The 21911-nt window shown below is 58.6% G+C and carries 18 protein-coding genes and 1 pseudogene; 12 read left to right on the forward strand and 7 right to left on the reverse strand.

Annotated elements, in window-relative coordinates:
- Positions 1-139 precede the first annotated feature (139 nt).
- From K6958_RS07280 to idi, 4 genes are all read left to right on the forward strand, one after another.
- Positions 140-1012 (forward strand): oxygenase MpaB family protein, encoded by an 873-nt coding sequence (locus K6958_RS07280; protein WP_249894016.1) that lies wholly within the window; start codon positions 140-142, stop codon positions 1010-1012.
- Between the two features lie 89 nt (positions 1013-1101).
- Entirely contained in the window at positions 1102-2211 is a 1110-nt protein-coding gene (locus K6958_RS07285) for a suppressor of fused domain protein (protein WP_249894017.1), read from the forward strand.
- Between the two features lie 155 nt (positions 2212-2366).
- Positions 2367-4262, forward strand: coding sequence for a methyl-accepting chemotaxis protein (locus tag K6958_RS07290; protein ID WP_249894018.1), 1896 nt, complete (start codon positions 2367-2369; stop codon positions 4260-4262).
- Between the two features lie 160 nt (positions 4263-4422).
- Positions 4423-4986 (forward strand): isopentenyl-diphosphate Delta-isomerase, encoded by a 564-nt coding sequence (gene idi, locus K6958_RS07295; protein ID WP_249894019.1) that lies wholly within the window; start codon positions 4423-4425, stop codon positions 4984-4986.
- Here the strand turns inward: idi and K6958_RS07300 are convergent.
- The gene (locus tag K6958_RS07300) at positions 4944-6425 is read right to left on the reverse strand and encodes an MFS transporter (protein ID WP_249894020.1); all 1482 of its coding nucleotides are present in this window, start codon (positions 6423-6425) and stop codon (positions 4944-4946) included. The genes idi and K6958_RS07300 overlap by 43 nt on opposite strands.
- Before the next feature lie 198 nt (positions 6426-6623).
- Here K6958_RS07300 and osmF point away from each other — a divergent pair, with 198 nt between their 5' ends.
- Genes osmF through K6958_RS07320 form a run of 4 tightly spaced genes read left to right on the forward strand, consistent with a single transcriptional unit; the run spans position 6624 to position 10388 of the window.
- Complete coding sequence (gene osmF, locus K6958_RS07305; RefSeq protein WP_277614718.1) at positions 6624-7544, forward strand: glycine betaine ABC transporter substrate-binding protein OsmF; 921 nt, start codon at positions 6624-6626, stop codon at positions 7542-7544.
- Entirely contained in the window at positions 7517-8725 is a 1209-nt protein-coding gene (locus K6958_RS07310; RefSeq protein ID WP_249894021.1) for an ABC transporter permease, read from the forward strand. Before osmF ends, K6958_RS07310 begins: the two co-directional genes overlap by 28 nt.
- Positions 8722-9657, forward strand: a complete 936-nt coding sequence (locus tag K6958_RS07315) for an ABC transporter ATP-binding protein (protein ID WP_249894022.1) — start codon at positions 8722-8724, stop codon at positions 9655-9657. Before K6958_RS07310 ends, K6958_RS07315 begins: the two co-directional genes overlap by 4 nt.
- On the forward strand, positions 9654-10388 hold the full coding sequence (locus K6958_RS07320) for an ABC transporter permease (protein WP_249894023.1): 735 nt from the start codon (positions 9654-9656) through the stop codon (positions 10386-10388). Before K6958_RS07315 ends, K6958_RS07320 begins: the two co-directional genes overlap by 4 nt.
- Here the strand turns inward: K6958_RS07320 and K6958_RS21360 are convergent.
- Positions 10369-10476 (reverse strand): hypothetical protein, encoded by a 108-nt coding sequence (locus K6958_RS21360; RefSeq protein ID WP_491562428.1) that lies wholly within the window; start codon positions 10474-10476, stop codon positions 10369-10371. The two genes, K6958_RS07320 and K6958_RS21360, sit on opposite strands and share 20 nt — an antisense overlap.
- 79 nt (positions 10477-10555) lie before the next feature.
- Positions 10556-11290, reverse strand: a complete 735-nt coding sequence (locus tag K6958_RS07325) for a MerR family transcriptional regulator (protein WP_249894024.1) — start codon at positions 11288-11290, stop codon at positions 10556-10558.
- 188 nt (positions 11291-11478) lie between these two features.
- Here K6958_RS07325 and K6958_RS07330 point away from each other — a divergent pair, with 188 nt between their 5' ends.
- The 3 genes from K6958_RS07330 (at position 11479) to ybiB (ending at position 15281) form a co-directional block, all read left to right on the forward strand.
- The gene (locus tag K6958_RS07330; protein ID WP_249894025.1) at positions 11479-11997 is read left to right on the forward strand and encodes a GNAT family N-acetyltransferase; all 519 of its coding nucleotides are present in this window, start codon (positions 11479-11481) and stop codon (positions 11995-11997) included.
- A 143-nt stretch (positions 11998-12140) separates the two neighbouring features.
- A complete protein-coding gene (dinG, locus tag K6958_RS07335; protein WP_249894026.1) occupies positions 12141-14309 on the forward strand; it encodes an ATP-dependent DNA helicase DinG in 2169 nt (722 codons plus the stop codon).
- A 3-nt stretch (positions 14310-14312) separates the two neighbouring features.
- Entirely contained in the window at positions 14313-15281 is a 969-nt protein-coding gene (gene ybiB, locus K6958_RS07340; protein ID WP_249894618.1) for a DNA-binding protein YbiB, read from the forward strand.
- 9 nt (positions 15282-15290) lie between these two features.
- Here the strand turns inward: ybiB and K6958_RS07345 are convergent, their stop codons facing one another.
- The 3 genes and pseudogenes from K6958_RS07345 to K6958_RS07360 form a co-directional block, all read right to left on the reverse strand.
- Complete coding sequence (locus K6958_RS07345) at positions 15291-16460, reverse strand: M20 aminoacylase family protein (protein WP_249894027.1); 1170 nt, start codon at positions 16458-16460, stop codon at positions 15291-15293.
- Between the two features lie 101 nt (positions 16461-16561).
- A pseudogene (locus K6958_RS21245) lies at positions 16562-17646 on the reverse strand (aldo/keto reductase).
- Positions 17647-17790: 144 nt separating this feature from the next.
- Positions 17791-18423, reverse strand: a complete 633-nt coding sequence (locus K6958_RS07360; protein WP_249894030.1) for a flavin reductase family protein — start codon at positions 18421-18423, stop codon at positions 17791-17793.
- Between the two features lie 124 nt (positions 18424-18547).
- Between K6958_RS07360 and rlmF the strand changes: the two genes are divergently transcribed.
- Complete coding sequence (gene rlmF, locus K6958_RS07365) at positions 18548-19483, forward strand: 23S rRNA (adenine(1618)-N(6))-methyltransferase RlmF (protein WP_249894031.1); 936 nt, start codon at positions 18548-18550, stop codon at positions 19481-19483.
- 4 nt (positions 19484-19487) lie between these two features.
- Here the strand turns inward: rlmF and ybiO are convergent, their stop codons facing one another.
- Entirely contained in the window at positions 19488-21758 is a 2271-nt protein-coding gene (gene ybiO, locus K6958_RS07370) for a mechanosensitive channel protein (protein ID WP_249894032.1), read from the reverse strand.
- Positions 21759-21911 lie beyond the last annotated feature (153 nt).

The raw sequence follows: 21911 nt of genomic DNA on the forward strand, positions 1-21911 counted from the left end.
CGTTTTCCCGGGATTTATACTTTGCTTACTGAATATTGATCTTATTAATCAACCGTTTGCTGCAGGCGTAATTCTGCGTAAAAGAGTGTATGAGTTTATTGCAGAGCGTGCCGGCAGGCAGAGAAGTGATGGATATATAATGGAATTCTTACGCAGACGTATTGAAAAGCAGGTTTTCCGCATCAATGGGCTTTCGCTTAATGAGTTTGACCTCTCTCAGCCGCCGGGCGATCCCGGACTGTTTGGGCCAGACAGCCAGGTTTGGCCGGTGCACGGTGATTTTACTTCGATGCTGTGCGGCGGCATCGGCGCGCTGCTGCTACAGATGCTGCATCCTTCGGCGCTGGCGGGCGTTTGGGATCACTCCTCTTTTCGTCAGGATATGCTGGGTCGTTTGCGCCGTACCAGTCAGTTTGTTGCGGTCACCACCTTCGGCAATCGCGCCGATGCACTAACGCTGATTGAACGGGTAAAGCGCATTCATTTACAGGTGAACGGCGTCGACGCTTACGGAAATCCCTATGCTGCCAGCGATCCCGCGCTATTAACCTGGGTGCATGTCGCCGAAGCCAGCTGTTTTCTTGCCGCCCATTTGCGTTATAAAAACCCGGCGCTCAGCCTTGCCGAACAGGATCTTTACTATGCGCAGGCGGCTCGGGTCGCCGAAGCGCTGGGCGCACGGCAGGTGCCCAAAAGCGTGCAGGCGGTAGAGGCGTGGCTGCAACAAATGCGTCCGCAACTGCGCTGTGACGATCGTACGCAGGACGTCATCAGGCTGTTGCGGCAGGCGCCGGCGCCCAGCCGACCGGCGAAACTGGTGATGGGCACGCTTATGGAGGCGGGCATGGGGCTGCTGCCCGACTGGGCGCAGCAGATGAGCGGCCTGTCCCGCAGCGCGCGGCGCCAGGCGACTATCGATCGACGCATCCGCCTGCTGGCGGCGATACTGCGCTGGTCGGTGCGCAATGGTGCCTGGCCGCGCGCAATGCGGCGTATGGGGCGCGATTTTTGAGATTATTACCCTTGCCGCTGTGTCGCAATAAGCGAGATCCTGCTCTATTCTCGGGGAAGCTGGATTCCTCCACGTTGCGTTGAGGCACTATGACATATTCGCAGTTGATTGCTGAGGTAACCAATCAGCAACAGACGTTAACCGCCATCATCGAACAGACTGAACGGGCCGCCTATTTTTATATTTGGCCCACCGAGCCGTTTCGCTCGCGTTTCGCAGTGCGCGGCTGCTGGTTGCGTAACCTGCTGCCCGCGCCGTTTGAAGAGGACAGCGCGGCGATAGAGCAGGGGATCGCGCCGCTGCTGAGCGCCGACTGCTGTCGCACGCTGGAAGCCGAGCCGCCGCTCGATCCGGCCGGTCTGCAAATTATCTGGGAGCCGACCGACGACGGCGCAGCGGTCTGGTATCAGGGGCAACTGCTGGCGGTGATCCCCGGCTGGAGCCTTTATCAGAATAAGCAGGTCAGCTTTTCAGCGGGCTGCATCAAAGAAAATCGCCTGACCGCGCCGCTGGGATCGGCCTCGACCAATCACTATTACGCTCAGGCGCTGGCGCACCGCCAGTTCTGGCGCGACTGGCATGACGGGCATCTCTGGCAGCCGGTGCAGCACGATCTGCTGCAAAGCTACGAATCCCACTATGGTCCTTCGCTCAAATATTACACTATCGACCAGGGGCAGTGGCCGCCAATGGCGATTTCACAACATTATCATCAGGGTGTCTGGTACTTCTTCACCCTGGGCATGTGTATCCGACCGATGCCGTGGGTTGATTTTCTTTATGAAGATCTGGCGCCTCAGTATCGCCGTACGGAGCTGGCGATGGCGATTGATGCGGAAGTGATGACGGAAGATAACGCTATCCAGATGGCCAGCGCGCTGGCTAACTATGCGCACTACCCCTGGAGCAGTCTGAACTGGCTGGGCGAAGGCCATACGCTGCCTTCCTCTGTTGCGCCGGTGGGTTTTGAAGGATTTCTGCTTTCCGCTACGCTGGGCACGGAAGGCGGTCAGTTCGCCTTGCCGAAACGCGAAGGCGAGCGGGTGAATTTACTGTGGGCTACGCCGGTTACTGCCACTGAACAGGCCTTTGCCCAGGCGGATGACGAAGGCGGCATTCAGCTGGTGACGCGCCTGTTGCAGTACGGCGCCACGCATATCTTCCGCCCCCGTCAGCAGGTGGTTGAGCAGGAGGAGTAACGCCCCTTTTTCTGGTTTTTTCTGTTACGGATGATTCCCGCCTTCACGCCTGGCAATATTTTTGTAAAGTGTGACAGCGATCGCCTAAAGTAAGGTTTTTACATGCCGTTAACATCAGAAGGGCAATAAGGCCCTTCTTGTTACCGAGTGTGGTCATGTTAAAAACAACGCAGGCACGCTTTACGGCGGCGATCGTCGCCTTTTTCCTGGTGCTGATGGTGATTACCGTTGTGGTAATCAACCTTTTTGTCGCCCCGCAGTTAAAAAATAACGAAGAACGCCTGGTGCGCTACGAAGTGGATACGCTCGCCGCACGCATCATTGAACAGATGAATCGCGTTCAGGCTCAGCAGCGCACCATTACCGAAGCGGTGAGCGTGCTGGAAAGCGCCGCTATTGATAATCTGCTGCCGGCGCTGGTCAACCAATATCACGACAGTAACGTTTTTGGCGGCGGCATCTGGCCGTTGCCGAACATGCGCGCCGCGGACCGGGAAAAATTCAGCACCTTTTTTGCCCGTGACGCCAGCAACCAGCTGCAGCTGAACACCTTCTGGAACTCGCCGGAAGCGGATCGCTACTATGAGCAGCCCTGGTATAAAGCGGGGCTCGCCGCCCGGCAGGGCGAATGCGCCTGGGCTAACGCTTATCAGGATGCCGCCAGCCCGCAGCCACGCACTAACTGTGCGATGGCTATCTATCGCAACGGCGCGGTCTGGGGCGTCGCCACTATCGACGTAACGCTGGGGTTCTTTAACCATCTGGCGAAAGAGATGGGCGCAGCGATATCGGGTCGCGTACTGATCGTCGAGGCCGATGGCAAAGTGGTCGGCAATGCGGCGCTGGTTAATGGCACGCCAAAGCTGCAATATCTGAACGAGCTTAACCTGCCGATGGCCGCGCCGCTGAAAGCGCTGCTGGCGAACGCTGGCAAGCAGCCGGTGGAAAGCCAGTATCAAAGCGAAGAGGGCGACCGTACGCTGTTTGTGCAGCAGATTGCCGGCAGCCCCTGGTATCTGGCCAGCGATGTGCCGACCAGCCTGTTAACCCAGCAGACCCACTCTATGATTACGCGGCTCGGTATGGTACAGGTGCCGTTAGCTATCATACTGCTGCTGGTGCTGCTGGGCTTTATCCGCAGCATGATGAAACGCCTGAGCCTGCTTAACGACAATATCCTGGCGCTGTCGACCGGCGGAGCCGATTTAACTCAACGCCTGCCGGCCAGCAACAGCCCGGAATTTAACGCCGTGGCGCAAAGTTTTAACGACTTTATCAGCTATCTTCAGGGGCTGATGCGGCAAGTGGGCGACAGCGCGCTGGCCATTACCTCGGCCTCCCGCCAAATCGCCAGCGGCAACCTCGATCTCTCGGCGCGTACCGAAGAGCAGTCCAGCTCAATTGTGCAAACCGCAGCCTCAATGGAAGAGTTAACCGGCACCGTGCGTCAGAATGCGGACAACGCCACCCACGCCAACCAGCTGGCGGGCGAGGCCTCGAAAGTGGCGGAGCGCGGTACCGGCGTGGTGCGGCAGGTGGTGGCGACCATGGGCGAAATTGATGCCTCTTCGCGTAAGGTGGTGGATATTATCGGCGTGATCGACAGTATCGCCTTCCAGACTAATATCCTGGCGTTGAACGCGGCGGTGGAAGCCGCGCGGGCCGGGGAGCAAGGACGCGGCTTCGCCGTAGTAGCCAGCGAGGTGCGCAATCTGGCGCAGCGCTCCGCCAACTCGGCGCGCGAAATTAAAAAGCTGATTGAAACCTCGGTAGCGAATATTGATGCGGGCAGCCAGTTGGTAAACGAAGCGGGCCGCACCATGGATGAGCTGATGCAGGGCGTCAGCAGCGTGACCACGCTGATGAGTGAAATCATGTCCGCCAGCCGCGAACAGAGCATGGGAATCGAGCAGGTAAACGTGGCGATTAACCAGCTGGACAGCACCACGCAGCAGAACGCCGCGCTGGTAGAGCAGGTTTCCGCCGCCGCTCAGGCGATGGAAGAGCAGAGCGTGCAGCTGGAGCAGGTGGTGACCCGTTTCAAACTGTAAGCGTGCCGGCGACAGGCTCCGCTGTCTCTACAGGCAGCGGAGCAAAGAGGCTAAGCAGGTTACTTTTTTGTACATATTATGATGATTAACAGGAGTTTTTTTCCGGCAGAAGGCCCGGCAGATATGCCACAATAGTTGGGATTAATCTGAAGGAGCCCGTATGTCCGCTATTGAAGTTATCCTTGTCGATCATCTTGATCGCCCGACCGGCAAAATGGAGAAGCTGGAGGTGCATGAAAAAGGTTTACTGCATCGCGCGGTCACGGTGTATGTCTTTAACCATCAACATCAGCTGTTATTGCAGCGCCGCGCCAGCGGTAAATACCACTGCGGCGGCTTGTGGAGCAATACCTGTTGCGGCCATCCTTACCCTTATGAATCGACCCAGCATGCGGCCGAACGGCGACTGCGGGAAGAGATGGGGCTGGATTTAACCCTGACGCCGATGTTTGAACTGAGCTATAACCTGCCGCTGAGCAACGGGTTGACCGAGCATGAGTATGGTCACGTATTTTTCGCCTTCAGTGATGCCCAGCCGCAGCTCAACCCTGAAGAGGCGGACGCCAGCCGCTGGCTCTCGCTGGAGGCGATTCAACAGGAGATAACGCACGACCCGGCGCGCTTTACCCCCTGGTTTTTACACACTTTCGCGCGCATTCCCGATCAGCTGACGCGCTTTATTCAGCGTGCCGGGTCGGTAAAATCCTCGGCATCCACGTCATAACCCGACGGCTCCCAGCGCACCAGCAGCAACGCAATCAACCCGGCCAGCGGAGCCAGCACGATTACCCAAAACACGCCGGTATCCAGCATCGCTGTCAGCAGCGGGAATAAAAACAGCGACAGCGTTGAGCTGGCGCGCATCAGAGTCTGATTCAGGCCAACGCCCACGCCGCGCAATGAGACCGGATAGCTCAGCGAAGCATAGGTCATGGTATGTGAGCCGGGACCAAAGCCCTGACCAAACAGAAACAGCGCCAGCATCGCGATCGCGGCCATCGCTTCCGGCAGCGCCTGCGGTCGGCCAATCAGTGCCAGCCCGAGCAGCGCGATAAGCTGACAAAGATAACCCGCCACCGTCATGCGCCAGGCGCCGAGCCGGGGAACCAGCCGTACCGCCAGCAGCCCGCCGACAAAAGCGAACAGCAGATTCAGCGCCAGCGAAACCAGGATAGTGGTCAGCATCGATTGCGCCAGAAAACTGGAAATAATCACCGGCAGGCCGAAGGCGACCGCGTTATAGGCAAATGAGGAAGCGATAGAGATCACCGTCGCCAGCAGCGTACGCTTCAGGTAGACACCGCGCAGCAGTGCGCCATAGTTGCGCCAGCCTGCCCGACGCGGACGCGGCTGCGCCCGTAGATCGGCATCGCTGGCGACCTGCGCGTTAATGCCCCAGGCGCTGCGTAAAATCGCCGCCGCGCCGTGCAGATCGCCCTGATTTGCCGCCCAGACCGGCGACTCGCTCATATAGCGGCTGCGAATGGCGATAATCACCAGTGCCGGCACCGCGCCAAATCCGAGAATGAGTCGCCACAGCCAGTCGGTATGACTTTCCGGCAGCACGCTATACAGTACCAGCACCAGCAGGTAAGAGACACTGATGGCGGCATACCAGGTCGGGCACCACATGGCGATACTGGCCGCTTTATTGCCGCGTCCCTTCAGCCGCGAAAACTCAGCCAGAAACGCCATCGCCACCGGTAAATCGATACCGACGCCGAGGCCCATAACAAAACGCGCCCCTGCCAGCACATATTCATTAGGCGCAAAGGCGCAGGCCAGCGCGGCAACCACAAAGAAAAACATATCCGCCATAAACACCCGATAGCGGCCGATTTTATCGGTCAGATAGCCGCCAATCAGCGCGCCGATAATCGCGCCAAAGGTGATCGCGGAGGCCACCATGCCGGCGGCGGCGGGGGTCAGATCAAACTCGCGTGCCACATCCTTCATGCCGAAGGCCAGCGCGCCCAGATCGTAAGCGTCAAGAAACACGCCGCCTAACGCAATCGCCACCACAATATGCGCATTGTTGCGTGCCTGCGTGCTGCTATTAACCAGATGTGAGACATCGGAGGGCTGGCGTATCCAGGCCGTTTCCCCTGTTGCGTCCGGGCGGTGCGTGGCTTGCTGCCCGGCTGAAGTGATCAATTCAGTCATGATGTTAAATAAATTATAAGTGTTGGGATTACGAGCATAACCGCATGATGCGGTACGCTAAATTCCATCTGGTTATATGTTACTTCTTACCTGCCCTAAGCCTGCGTTACGTCGCGCAGAAATATGTTATTTATGCAGCGGGCGCCGGGATTTGCGCTACGCTTTGACAGGATAACTTTGCTAAAAAGGAAAATTGCCATGGCTTTTGCTACTGCGCGTCGCGGTTTAGTCGCCTTTGCCGCCCTGATGGCGCTGGTTGGCACCGCGCAGGCCGCCGATGCGCTGCGCGTTGGTTCAAAAATCGATACGGAAGGCTCGCTGCTGGGCAACATTATTCTGCAGGTGCTGGATAAGCATGGCGTGCCAACGGTGAACAAAATTCAGCTGGGCAATACGCAGGTGGTGCGCGGCGCCATCACGGCGGGTGAGCTGGATATCTACCCCGAATATACCGGCAATGGCGCATTTTTCTTTAATCTGGCGGGCGATGCCGCCTGGAGAAACGCGCAGGCGGGCTATGAAAAGGTTAAGACGCTGGACGCGCAGAAAAACCAGCTGATCTGGCTGACCCCCGCGCCGGCTAACAATACCTGGACCATTGCGGTACGCGGCGACCTGGCGCAGAAAAATCAGCTTGCGTCGCTGGCCGATCTTAGCCGTTATCTTAAGCAGGGCGGCACCTTTAAGCTGGCCGCCTCCGCCGAATTTATCGAGCGCGCCGATGCGCTGCCCGCCTTTGAAAAAGCCTATGGCTTTAAGCTCGAACAGGATCAGCTACTGTCGCTGGCGGGCGGCGATACCGCCGTCACCATTAAGGCGGCGGCGCAGCAAACGTCCGGCGTGAATGCGGCAATGGCCTATGGCACCGACGGGCCGGTGGCGGCACTGGGGCTACAAACGCTCAGCGATCCTAAAGGCGTTCAGCCGATTTACGCGCCCGCGCCGGTGATCCGCGCCGCGGCGCTGAAGCAGTACCCGGAGCTCGCTGCCTGGCTAAAACCGGTATTTAGCGCGCTGGATGAAAAAACCTTACAGTCGCTAAACGCTAAAATCGCCGTTGAAGGTCAGGATGCGAAAAAGGTGGCCGCTGAATGGCTGCAACAGCAAAAACTGCTGTGATCGACAGCAGCAAAATCCTGCGGCGCCTGATCCCGCGTAACCGCGTTCTGCTCCTGCTGACAGCGCTGTTGGTCGCGGCGCTGTTTATCTTACCTTTTGCCAGCTTTGCGCCTAACCGACTGGTATCCGGCCAGCCGGTGATGCTGAGCGAACTGTTGCAGGGCGCTGGCTGGCTGATCCTGCTTATCCTGCCGTTACTGCTGCTGCTGGTGTGGCAGCCCATTAATCGTCCGACGCTGATCCTGACGCTGGCGTTAAGCGAGATCCTGCTTACCCTGCTGGTGGCGCTCGGCGGTCATGCGGCGCAAATGCTGGCCGGGCAGGGCAGCGCGCTGGCGCGCACCGGTTTCGGCAGCGGGCTGTGGGCGGCTGGCGCGCTGTGCCTGCTGATTGCCGCAGACAGCGTAATGCGCCTGACGCGCAGCGCGCCGTGGCGGCTGCTGCTGAACGCGCAGGTCTGGCTGCCGCTATTGGCGCTGCTGCTCGGCGGGCAGCTCGATCAGCTGGCGCTGCTGAAAGAGTACGCCAACCGCCAGGAGGTGTTTGACCAGGCGCTGTCGCGGCATCTGCTGCTGCTGGTCGCGACGCTGCTGCCAGCGCTGCTGCTGGGCGTACCGCTGGGCCTGCTCTGCTATCGTCGCGCACGCTGGCAAAGCGTGATTTTTTCCGTGCTGAACATTATCCAGACCGTACCCTCAGTGGCGCTGTTCGGCCTGCTGATCGCGCCGCTGGCGGGGCTGGCCGCGCGCTTTCCCTGGCTGGGGCGGATCGGCGTCAGCGGTATCGGTCTGGCTCCGGCGCTGATTGCGCTGGTGCTCTATGCGCTGCTGCCGCTGGTGCGCAGCGTGGTGGCGGGCCTGCAACAGGTACCGGACGGCGTGCGGGAAAGCGCCTGCGGTATGGGCATGTCGCGCGGACAAATTTTTTGGCAGGTGGAGATGCCGCTGGCGCTGCCGGTGCTGCTCAGCGGCCTGCGTGTGGTAACAATCCAGACGGTAGGCATGGCGGTTATTGCCGCGCTGATTGGCGCAGGCGGCTTTGGCGCTATTATCTTTCAGGGGCTGCTCAGCAGCGCGCTGGAACTGGTACTGTTAGGCGTCATTCCGGTGATCGCGCTGGCGGTGCTGGTGGATACGCTGTTTAAAATCGCGATCTCGCTGCTGCAAAGGAACGCCTTATGATTCAGTTTAATCAGGTCAGTAAATATTTTGCCGGTAAGGCGGCGGTTGACAACATCAATCTGCATATCGCCGCCGGTGAGTTCACCGTGCTGATTGGTACCTCCGGTTCGGGTAAATCCACCACGCTGAAGATGATTAACCGGCTAATCGAGCATGACGAGGGCACGATTCAGTTTGCCGGCGAGGAGATCCGCAGCTTCAATCCGCAGGCGCTGCGGCGGCGGATGGGCTATGCCATTCAGTCGATTGGACTGTTTCCGCATTGGACGGTGGAAAAAAATATCACCACCGTGCCGGGGCTGCTGAAGTGGCCGCAGGCGCAAAAGCAGGCACGGGTCAGTGAGCTGTTAGCGTTGCTTAACCTGGAGGATAATTTGCGGCAGCGTTATCCGCATCAGCTTTCCGGCGGACAGCAGCAGCGGGTAGGCGTGGCGCGTGCGCTGGCGGCCGATCCGGAAGTGCTGTTAATGGATGAGCCGTTCGGCGCGCTCGATCCGGTCACGCGCGGCGCGCTGCAGCAGGAGATGCTGCGCATTCATCGCCTTTCCGGGCGCACCATTGTACTGGTAACCCATGATATTGATGAAGCGCTGGCGCTGGCGGATAACATTGTGCTGATGGACAACGGGCGCATCGTCCAGCAGGGCAGGCCGGTCGAACTGTTGACTCGTCCCGCCAACGATTTTGTGCGTGACTTTTTTGGCCGCAGCGAGCTGGGCGTGCGCCTGCTCTCGCTGGGCAACGCGGGCGGCGCGGCCCGGCGCGGCGAATGGCTGGAAGCGGCGCCGGTCGCGGCCGAGATGTCGCTACGCGAAGCGCTTTCCCTGTTTATCGCCCGACAAACCGATAAGCTGCCGGTGATTGATGCGCAGGGCGTGCCGCTGGGCGTGCTGCATTTCAGCGATCTGCTGCGTCAGCGGGAGGGGGCATGAAACGGCTAATGCGCGATCCGCTGCTGTGGCTGATGGCGCTATTTATCGCGCTGCTGCTGCTGATGCCCTGGAGCGGGCCGCTGTTTGCCCGCTGGTTCCCGCAGCTGGATCGCCCGGTCTATCAGCAGGAGAGTTTTTTCCAGTTGGCGCTGGCGCATCTGCGTCTGGTGACGTTTTCCAGCCTGGCCGCAGCGCTGATAGGTCTTGGTGCGGGCATCGCAGTGACGCGCCCCGCCGGGCGCGAGTTTCGTCCGCTGGTGGAAACGCTGGCCGCCGCCGGGCAAACCTTTCCGCCGGTAGCGGTGCTGGCGGTGGCGGTGCCGGTCATCGGTTTTGGCGAGCAGCCGGCGATTATTGCACTGATGCTGTACGGCATTTTGCCGGTGCTGCAGGGCACGCTGGCCGGGATCGAATCGGTGCCCGCCAGCGTCAAAGAAGTGGCGAAGGGCGCGGGCATGAGCGGCTGGCAGAGTTTAACGCGCGTTGAGCTGCCGCTGGCCGCGCCGGTAATTATCGCCGGGGTACGCACGTCGGTAATTATTAATATCGGCACCGCAGCGATAGCTTCTACGGTAGGGGCGAAAAGTCTGGGATCGCCGATTATTATCGGTCTGAGCGGGTTTAATACGGCGTATGTGATTCAGGGAGCGGTGCTGGTGGCGCTACTGGCACTGGTGGTGGACCGGCTGTTTGAGCGCCTGCAGCGCTGTTTTAGCGGGAATGTAAAATAATGGTATAGCCCACCAGCATCAGACCGCCGGTGCCGCCGACCGCCATAATGAAAAACAGAGTGCCAACCAAAAATTTTTGCCAGTTCATAATACTGCCTGTAACGATAACACAAGAGAGCGGATCATAACCCGATCCGCTCCTGGCGACTAGGCAATTTGCGCTCTTTTTAACTCGGTCCGTGCAGGCTGATTGAGAAGCCCTGCTCATGCCAGTGAGCAAACTGCTCCATTTGCCGGCGGGTCAGTTTCTTACCGGTCCAGACAAATATTTTCTGGCCTGGAAACAGCTCTGGCCTCGGATGATCCAGCGGCTCCGCCAGCACATCGACACGCCAGCCCTGCTGACAAAGACGCCAGGCTTCCAGCCAGATGCGGGTGCGATCTTCCACTCCCCAACCAATCAGCAGCGCATCTTTGCCCGCTTTTTTACGCGAGCCGGTCAGACAAAAGGCGACGTAATCGATCAGGGCGCCGTCCAGCAGACTGCACATTGCTTTTGCGGTATTTTGATCAAGGCCCAGCCGCTGGCGAACCGGCACAAAAACGTGATCGATAAGCGCATCGACGGGGTTCTCGCGGCCGAGGTTAGCGATTTTCGCCCGCAGTTTTGCCGGCCGTACGTGCCGCAGCACGGACATCACCTCTTCCTGTAACGCAACCCAGCCATCGTGGGTATCTACGTTATCGCCTTCCAGCAGAGCTTTCACTTTGCCCACCGGCACACCGCTCTCTATCCAGCGCTTAATCTCTTCGATACGCTGAACATCTTCGTCATCAAACTGTCGGTGCCCGCCTTCGGTGCGCTGTGGCTTAAGCAGCCCATAGCGACGCTGCCATGCGCGTAACGTTACAGGGTTAATACCACAGCGTTCGGCGACATCGCCGATGCTGTACAGGGCCATTGACTGCCTCAACTTGCATTTAAGATACATTATCTGCGTTAACCTTAGCGGAGCTGAGTTAACTTGTACATGATTTTTTTAGTTGTACAACTTGATCCAGGCCGCAAAGCCGGTAAATCTCAGAGGTCCGTGTGCTGTTTGTGATCCTTTTGCGCCGCAGGCGCAGAGTATTTACTCATGGAGCAATAATGATTGAATATCAGGCTGTTAATCGGCAACAGGCGCTGAGCGAGCTGGAAGCGCTGACCGACGTGCTACAGGGCTGCGTCAGCGCAGGCGCCAGCGTAGGATTTATCGATCCTGGCGATCGACAAATAATGAGAAATTTCTGGCAGGATACTTTTGATGGCCTGGAGCGTGGCGATCGGGTGCTGCTGGTGGCGCGGCAGGAACAGCGCATTGTCGCTACGGTGATGGTGCTATGGAATATGATGCCCAACGGGCGGCATCGTGCTGAAATCAGCAAGCTGCTGGTGCATCCCGCGGCGCGGCGGCAGGGCATTGCGCGTCAGCTGATGGCGCTGGCCGAGCAGCGGGTTAAGCAGGAGGGGCGCAGTTTAATGGTGCTGGATACCCGCAGCGGCGATATCGCCAGCCTGCTTTATCTGTCGCTGGGCTGGGAAATCGCCGGAGCCATCCCTTATTACGCCCAGTCCACGGAAGGAGTGATGGATGCCACCACGGTGATGTATAAGCGGCTGGCCTGAGGCTGGCCGTACGCCACAGCAGGTTACGCCCAGCGCTGCGGGCGCAGCCTGCCGGAAACGCGGTTCCAAATTTGCCGATAAGCGGCTGACGTCAGCTTCATACTGTGTAAAAATACAGGTTATCAACGCAGGAAGAGAGCAAGATGGCATTAACCGCAGCGTTAAAAGCGCAGATTGGCGAATGGTATAAAGCGCTGCAGCAGCAGGTTCCCGATTTTATTCCACGCGCGCCGCAGCGGCAGATGATTGCCGAAGTGGCGAAAACCCTGGCCGGTGACGACGGACGTCATCTGGCGATAGAAGCGCCGACCGGCGTGGGTAAAACCCTTTCCTATCTTATTCCCGGCATTGCCGTTGGCCGTGCCGAAGAGAAACCGCTGATCATCAGCACCGCAAACGTCGCGCTACAGGATCAGATCTTCAGTAAGGATCTGCCGCTGCTACAAAAAATTATTCCCGAGCTGAAATTTACCGCCGCCTTTGGGCGCGGGCGCTATGTCTGCCCGCGTAACCTGAATGCGCTGGCGACCGACAGCGAAAAGCAGGGCGATCTGCTGTTGTTTCTTGATGACAATCTGGTAGCGAACAAAGATGAGCGCAAGCTCTGCACGAAGCTGGAGAAAGCGCTGGATCGACATCAGTGGGACGGCCTGCGCGATCATTGTGAAGAGGCGATCGACGATACGTTATGGCAACGCTTAAGCACCGATAAGGCCAACTGTCTGGCGCGAAACTGCCATTGGTATCGCGAATGTCCCTTTTTTGTCGCCCGGCGAGAGATCGAGCAGGCGGACGTGGTAGTGGCTAACCATGCGCTGGTGATGGCGGCGCTGGAAAGCGAATCGGTGCTGCCGCCGGCGAAGCATCTGCTGCTGGTATTAGATGAAGGCCATCATTTGCCAGAGGTGGCGCGCGATGCATTGGAAACCAGCGCCGATATTACCGTTGGCTGGACCAGCCTGCAGCTCGATCTGTTTGTACGCCTGGTGGAAACCTGTATGGCGCAGTTTCGGCCGAAATCGCCGCCGCCGCTGGCCAATCCCGAACGGCTAAAAGCGCACTGCGATGAATGGCGTGAACATCTGGCCAGCCTGACGCGCATCCTGGCGCTATGGCTGCCGCCGGAGCCGCAGGAAGGCGAGTACCGTTTTGAGATGGGCCAGCTGCCGGAAGAGATGCAAACCCTGTGCGCGCGTCTCTTTAAGCTGAGCGATGGATTACGCGGACTGGCGGAAGGGTTGTTGAACGATCTCAGCGAAAAAAGCGGGCAGTACGATGTGGTGCGTCTGCATCGCACTATGCTGCAGATGAACCGCGCTTTCGGCTGGTTTGAAGGCATCAGCAAGCTATGGCGGCTGGCGGCGATGGAGCAGGCCTCCGGCGCGCCGGTGTCGAAATGGGTCAGCCGCGAGCTGCGTGAAGGCCAGCCGCATCTGTTTTTCCACTGCGCCGGCATTCGCGTAAGCGAACAGCTGGAAAAGCTGCTGTGGCGCAAAGTGCCGCACGTGGTGCTGACTTCGGCGACTCTGCAGTCGCTGAACAGCTTTAACCGTCTGCAGGAGCTTTCCGGCCTCAGCGAAAAGGTCGGCGATCGCTTTGTGGCGCTCGGCTCGCCGTTTAATCACGTTGAGCAGGGCAAACTGATCATTCCGCAGATGCGCTATGAGCCGCTGATGGCTAATGAAGCGCAGCATATCGCCGAGATGGCCCATTTCTTCCGCCATCAGGTGAAAGCGGGCCAGCACAAAGGGATGCTGGTGCTGTTTGCCAGCAATCGCGCCATGCAACAGTTTTTAACGCATCTGAGCGATTTGCGGCTGATGCTGCTGGTGCAGGGCGATCAGCCGCGTTACCGGCTGGTGGAGCTGCACCGCAAGCGGGTAGAGCAGGGCGAGGCGAGCGTGCTGGTGGGGCTGCAATCTTTTGCCGAAGGGCTGGATTTAAAAGGCGAGCTGCTTTCTCAGGTACATATTCATAAAATTGCTTTTCCACCGGTGGACAGTCCGGTAATTTTGACCGAAGGGGAGTGGCTGAAGAGCCTGAAGCGCTACCCGTTTGAGGTGCAAAGTCTGCCCAGCGCCTCATTTAGCCTGATCCAGCAGGTGGGACGATTGATCCGCAGCCATCAGTGCTTTGGAGAAATTGTGATTTACGATCGGCGGTTGATCACCAAAGCATACGGTGCGCGCCTGTTAAAAGCCCTGCCGGTTTTTCCCATAGAGCAGCCGCCGATGCCCGAAGGGGCGATAGCGCCGGTGAGCAGCAGCAAGCCCGCTCCGGCGGCGCGGCGTCGAAAAAAGGAAAAGCGTTAAATGTTGCAGTACAACAAACTGATTAAAGAAGTAGGCCGTGGTAAAAATCATGCGCGCGATCTGGATGAAGAGACCGCGTATCAGCTCTATCGCGCCATGCTTAATGATGAGGTGCCGGATCTGGAGCTGGGTACGCTGCTGATCGCGATGCGCATCAAAGGAGAAGGTGAGGCGGAGATGGCTGGCTTCTACCGCGCCGTGCAGGAGCGCGTGCTGCGGCTGACGCCGCCTGCGGGCCAGCCGCTGCCGATCGTTATTCCCAGCTATAACGGCGCGCGCCGTCAGGGCAATCTGACGCCGCTGCTGGCGTTGCTGCTCTCGCGTCTGGGTTTTCCAGTAGTGGTGCATGGCGTCAGCGAAGACGCGACGCGCGTCACCAGCGAGACGGTGTTTCAGGCGCTGGGCATTGCGGCGGTTAACGATGCGCAATGTGCTCAGGCGAAGCTGGATCGGGGCGAACCGGTGTTTATCACCGTAGACCATCTTTGCGCGCCGCTGGCAAAACAGCTGGGGCTGCGCTGGCGCATGGGCGTACGCAACAGCGCCCATACACTGGCCAAGCTGATCACGCCTTTTGACGAGGCGGCGGCGCTGCGTTTTGCCAGCGTTTCTCACCCTGAATATATTCCGCGCGTCGCCAAATTCTTCAGCGCGCAGGGCGGCAAAGCGCTGTTGCTGAACGGCACGGAAGGAGAGGTTTACGCCAATCCGCTGCGCTGTCCGGCGATTAACCTGATCGACGGCGCGGGGGCGCAGCCACAGGAACTGGTGGCGCGTCAGCCGGAGTGCGCCTGCGATCTGCCGGAAAGCAAAGAGGCGACGGTGACCGCCGCCTGGATCCAGCAGGTGCTGGATAAATCGCGTCCGGTGCCGCCATCGCTGCGGCTGCAGATTGCCTGCTGCTATCTCGCCAGCGGGCGCAGCGCCTCGCTGGAGGAAGGTCTGGCGGCGCTGGCGGCGGCGGGCTATTAGCCTGAGCGTTTAGCGGCGATTGATCGGCAGTGGTAAATGGTTCTCAACCAGCCGCTGCCAGAAGGTGACGGCCGGCTCAATCAACGCATCGTTAAAGTCATAGCTGGCGTTGTGCAGCGCCTGAGAAGGCGTGTCGCCGTCGGCCCCGAGCCAGAAATAGGCGCCGGGGCAGGCCTCCAGCATGCAGGCGAAATCTTCTGACGCCATGGAGGGGTTCACCTGCCAGCGCACCTGCTGCTCACCAAACTGCTCAATAGCCGCATCGCGCACGCGTGCGGCGGGCAGAGCATGATTCTGCGTCACCGGATAACCGGGATACCAGCAAATCTTACCCGCCACCCCCAGCGGCTGTGGCAGAGCATCAACAAACGAATCGATAAGCCCACGCACTTTCTCTCTGACTTCGCTTTGTAAACAGCGCACCGTGCCGCGTAGCGTTACCGCTTCCGGGATCACGTTAATCGCCTCACCGCCCTCAATCTGGGTTACGCTGACCACCGAAGAGGCCAGCGGTGATAGTCGACGCGCCGGAATGGTTTGCAGCGCCAGGATCAGCTGCGCCGCCGCCACGATGGGATCGGCGCCGCATTCCGGCATGGCGGCGTGACAGCTTTTGCCGGTGAGGGTAATTTCAAACGAGTCGAGAGAGGCCATCATCGCGCCATCGTTAATCGCCAGCGTGCCCAACGGCAGGCCAGGCCAGTTATGCAGCGCATAAATCGCATCCATCGGAAAGCGCCGGAACAGCCCTTCTTCCACCATCTTGCGTGCGCCGCCGAGGTTCTCTTCGGCGGGCTGGAAGATAAAATGCACGGTGCCGCTGAAACGACGCGTTTGCGCCAGCCATTTCGCACTGGCCAGCAGGATAGCAGTATGCCCATCGTGACCGCAGGCATGCATGGCGCCGGGGCGCTGCGAGCGCCACGGCGCTTCTCCGCGTTCGGTAATTGGTAGGGCATCCATATCGGCACGCAGACCAATCGTCGGGCCGGGGCCGCATTCCAGCGTGCCGATTACGCCGGTTTTGGCGATTCCGGTCGCCACCTGCAAACCAAAGCTGCGCAGTTGCTCAGCAACAAAAAGGGCGGTTTGCTGTTCCTGATAGCCCAGCTCTGGCTGAGCGTGCAGCTGGCGGCGCCACTGCACCGCCTCTTCAATTAACGCTGCGGGTAATCTCATAGCAATCCTCACTTCAGGCCATGCCGCTTTGCATGGCGGAATAACTTCACTCTAGAAGAGAGAATCGGCGTAGTCTATCGGCGGCGACGGAAAACGGATGCTTACTTTATTGCTAAATCACGGCGCTGTTCCAGAGTAGCGAAATATTCACGCAGAAATACCTCTTCCGCCGGGTCCAGCCGATCCATACCGGCGGTATAGCGGTGCCAGTAAGGGTAACGCGGCGCTGGACGGGTCGCTTGTTCAATGCGGCTGCGCTGCGCGTCGCTCAGCGACAAATCAGCCGCGGCCAGGTTATCGCGCAGGTGCTCCTCATTACGTGCGCCAATAATCAGCGAGGTAATGCCGGGGCGGGTCAGCAGCCACGCCAGGCAAACGCGCGCCGGCGATACGCCATGCTCTTCACCAACCTGCGCCAGCACCTCAATCACATCATATGCGTGGTCCATATCGTGCACGTAAGGTTCGGGCCAGCCGTTGCCCTGACGGGATGCCGAACTGGTTTTCTGACCGCGCCGCACCGTACCGGTTAATAAACCTTCGCCCATCGGTCCCCAAATCAGCGTGCCGACGTTTTGATCCAGCGCCAGCGGCAGCAGCTCAAACTCCGCCTCGCGCGATTCCGGCGTGTAGTAAATCTGCTGGCTGGTCGGTTTGCTCAGCCCCAGCTGCTCGGCTTTACCCAGTGTCTTCATCATCTGCCAGCCGCTATAGTTAGAGGTGCCCCAGTAGCGAATCTTGCCGCTTTGCACCAGCGAGTCCAGCGCATAAAGCGTCTCTTCAACCGGGTTACGCCATCCCAGTTATGGATCTGCAAAATATCGATATGATCGGTTTTCAGGCGGCGCAGGCTGTTTTCACAGGATTTAATCAGGTGATGACGCGTGGCGCCGCTGTCGTTGGGATCGTCGCTCATCGGGCTACGCGCTTTGGTCATCAGCAGTACTTTTTGTCGCAGCTCGCCGAGCGCTTCGCCCAGTACGCTTTCCGCTTCGCCTTTCGAGTAGAGATCGGTGGTATCCACGGTATTTACGCCCGCTTCCAGCGCGATCTCCAGAAAGCGCCGCGCCGTTCGCGCATCGACATTGCCCACTTTTTCGAAGCCGTTGCTGCCGCCGAACGTCAATGTCCCCATGGTTAAGGTGGAAAGATAAAGTCCGGACTGACCCAGCTGACGATATTGCATTCTTTTCTCTCTCTGTTAGTTAAATGCTTTATTAATGAGCCTGGCAAAGTGACGGCGATCACGCAAAAAACAGCAGAGCAACAGGGAAACGTCAGAGCGGCAGGGGAGGAAGCAGCAGGCCGGGAGCGAGGCCCGGCTGCGGGGTTATTTTTTGCGCGCATCCGGGCGTTGCAGATCGAAACGCTGGGCATCGCTGATGCCATACCAGGCGCTGGGACCGCCGGCGCGCAGCACCGGCTGTGCCTTGCTGGTCTGATAGATGCCTTCTTCCAGCAGGGCATCATCAATATGGACCGCCACCACTTCGCCGAGGATCAGCCAGCTATCGAGCGGCGCGCCATCGGCGTTTTGCAGTTGGAGATGCTGCGTCAGGCGACACTCAAAATTAACCGGGCTTTCCGCCACCATCGGCGCCTGCACCAGATCGCCCTGCAGCGGCGTCACGCCCGCTAACACAAATTCATCCACATCCTGCGCTACCGAGGCAGAGCTTTCGTTGGCCGCTTCCGCCAGCGGACGGGTAACCAGATTCCAGACAAACTCTTTGGTTTCCAGGATATTGCGAACGCTGTCTTTTTTACCGAGGCTGGCGAAGCCGATAATCGGCGGCTGATAGTTAAAGCTGTTAAAGAAGCTGTAAGGCGCCAGATTGCGCACGCCCGCGGCGCTGAGCGAACTGATCCAGCCGATAGGGCGCGGCGCGACAATCGCATTAAAAGGGTCGTGCGGCAAACCGTGGCCGGCACGCGGTTGATAGGTATAGCGTTGACGAGACATAATTATCCTTATCGTTAAGCGATAGCTTCATCTTAGCCGCTTCGGCGTGAAAAAATGCGCGTCAATTGTTTACGGTTTTTTCCGGAGCGGGTATCTTACGCGCCGTTACCCAAGAGAGAGCCTGATGAAACAGCCCGCTACGAAAAACCAACTGCATCCCCGCAACCGTCATCGCGAGCGCTATGATTTTGCGGCGCTGAGCGCGGCGCATCCGCCGCTGCAGACTTTTATTATCACCACGCCGCGCGGCGACAGCTCGATCGACTTTGCCGATCCGCAGGCGGTAAAAACGCTGAACCAGGCGCTGCTGAAACACTTTTACCAGATCGATAACTGGGACATCCCGGATGGCTTTCTTTGCCCGCCGGTGCCGGGACGCGCGGATTACCTGCACTGGCTGGCCGATCTGCTGGCGCAGGATAGCGGGCAGCAGGTGCCGCGCGATATTAATGTGCTGGATATCGGCTGCGGCGCAAACTGCATCTATCCGCTGATTGGCTATCGTGAATATGGCTGGCGTTTTACCGGTTCAGAGGTGAATCCGCAGGCAATGAAAGCCGCCGGGGCGATCCTTGAGGCTAACCCGACGCTGCGGCGCGCTGTTCGTTTGCGTCGTCAGCCGAACAGCGACCGCATGTTCCAGGGCATCGTTCATAAAAATGAGTTCTATCACGCCGTGGTATGTAATCCGCCGTTCCATGCCTCCAGCGAGCAGGCGGCCGAAGGCAGCGCCCGTAAAGTGCGTAATTTAGGCCTGGCGAAAGATGCGCCGCTCAATTTCGGCGGCCAGCAGGCGGAACTCTGGTGTGAAGGCGGTGAAAAAGCATTCATTGGTCAGATGATTAGCGAAAGCGTGAGCTATGCGCGCCAGGTGATTTGGTTTACCTCGCTGGTATCGCGCCGCGAGCATCTGCCCGCGCTGCGTCAGGCGTTAACTGACGCAGGCGCGCTGGAGGTGCGGATCGTGGATATGGCGCAGGGGCAAAAGCAGAGTCGCTTTATCGCCTGGACCTTTCAGGATAGCGCGGCACGAACGCGACTGATGAAGCCGCGCCCCTGAGTCTTTATTCCGGCGCCGGCAGGCTGGCCGCCGCGTCGTTGTTCTCGCCGCCGGGCGGTACCACCTGTACCGTCTGACGCGGCGCCTTAATGCCCGCTGCATCAAAATGTTTTTTCACCAGCTCATCCAGCGCAAAGCGCACGGTCCACTGCTTTAACGGCTGAGTGGTAATCGACACGCGCACGGTAAAAGCGCGCTCGGTTAACCCCACCAGACCGGCAAAGTTCGGCTCGCCAATAATAAAGTCGCGTATATCTTCACGTGCCATCAGTTCATCCACGGCGGAGCGCAACGCAGCGTTGGCGCTATCGCTATTTTCGCTGCGATCGACATCGTAATTAGCGACAAAGGAGCCGATACCACGTACGAAGTTGGCGAAGGTGGTAATCGATGACCAGGGAATAATATGGTAAGCGCCGGTATCCTGGCGTACCCCCACCGAACGGATCGACATGCGCTCGACGGTGCCGGTAAGCGGCCCGATAGTCACCAGATCGCCGGTGTTCATGCCGTTTTCAAACTGAATGAAAATCCCGGTAATAATATCCTTAACCAGCGTTTGCGAACCAAACGAGACCGCCAGCCCCAGCGCACCGGCCCCCGCCAACAATGGCGCGATATTGACGCCAATTTCCGACAGCAAAATCATAATGGTGATGGTGCTGATGACCACCGCCAGCGCGTTGCGGAACAGCGTTAGCAGCGTGCGCGTACGGGCGCTGGGCATCGGTCGGCCATGGATATCGGAAGAGAGACGGCTCTCGATCAGGCTGGCCAGCAGCGTCCAGCCAACGACGGAGAAGAGCAGAATCATAAAGACCCGGATCAGCACATCTACCAGCCGCTCGCCCGCGCCCGCGGTGAGCCAGTACCAGAGGTCAAATAGATGCCAGGCGTTCAGCAGCAGCAGCAGCACGGCAAATACCGTCAGGATGCGCGCGGCTTTCAGCATAAACCAGATCCAGCCGTTGACCCGATTTTGTAGCTCCGGGTAGTTGCGGCGCAGCTCGGGAGATAGGGTAATAGTTTTATTGATCCAGCGCGTCAGTATGCCGGAAACCTCCGCGCCAAGGCCGATAATGATCAGGCTGTTCAGCGTCGCCGACATCATGAATTTTAAGCTGTTGCCAGGATCAAAGATGGAGAAGAAGAACAGCACGATAAAGTAGGCGCTGGCTACCCAGTGCCAGACAAAGGCGAAAGCGCGGATAAACAGTGCGAAAAAAGAGAGTGAGCGCTCAGCAAGGGCATTCAGTTCGCGCTGGATAATGCGGCGGTTATGAAATATCAGCCACAGCGCCCAGCCGGTCATCAATCCCATAATAACCACGTTAACCAGCGCGCCGGTCTGCTCGTTGACGCGATTAGAGACAATCGGCACTACCACCATTAACCCGTAACCAATTACGCCGCTAAGCCAGCCAAGGCGGGTATTCCAATAGTGCGCTCGCGTGTCATTAATAGCAAAAGGGCGCAGATCAGGGAAGCGTGGGCAGAAAATCAGTCGCAGCACCGCCTTAAAGAATTCAACCAGCGCAAAGGCATTCAGGAACAGCCCCTGCTGTTGGGCAATAGTGCGGTTGTCCGCGTTGAGGTTGTTGCTGAGCATCTGTCCGACGAACAACGCCAGCGCCAGCAGTAGGAGATCAATAACAAAGGCGCCGATAATCGCTAACGGCAGACGTAGAAAGCTGCACGGCTGGTTGCTTTTTTTGCGCCCCCAGCGGCCCATACGCTGATAAAGCGGTATGGCTATAGTGCGTATCGTCCAGTAAAAGGTAAACAGCGCTACGGCCAGCATGGAAAAGTGACTGAGTGCGTTAAAAAAAGTAGCTTTGTTAAAAGCATTGTGCGGCGCGGAGATGATGTTGTGATAGAGATGCGTAAGGCTGCCGGCGAACTGACCGCCATATTGCCGCGTGATATCGGTGACGCTTTCCAGGACGGTTTTTTCTTCTTTCTTCTTAGCCGCGTTCGGCGGCGTTAGCACTGGCTCATCGGTGGCGGCAGGGCTGGCGGCAGCATCGCGCAGCTGTTTAATCAGCGCCTGGCGCGACTCGTCATTTTCCAGGATGGTCGCCAGCGCAAGCCAGGCGGCTTTTTTCTCTTCAACGGTAGGCTCATGCGTAGCCGCGTCATCCGCAGGTTTTTGCGCCTGCTGGCTGGCAACGGCGGCGGGCGGCGAAACCGCCTGTGCGGCCGGTATCAGGCATAGCAATAATAAACAAAGCATTCCCTGACGCAGATCGCGCCACATGACGTTTATTCCCAACATCTCTCTCTCCAGTGACAACCGGTACCGCAGAAGCGCCTGAAAAGTATAGACGTTGATATTAAAGCGATAGTCTGAATCCACAGGAAAGGCTGACAGGAGCGGGTATCAGCGATAATGGGATAAAATGGCGGGGTGATTACGTTAAGTTAAAGC

The organism is Mixta hanseatica (genome assembly GCF_023517775.1).
GTDB classification, from domain to species: Bacteria; Pseudomonadota; Gammaproteobacteria; order Enterobacterales; family Enterobacteriaceae; genus Mixta; species Mixta hanseatica.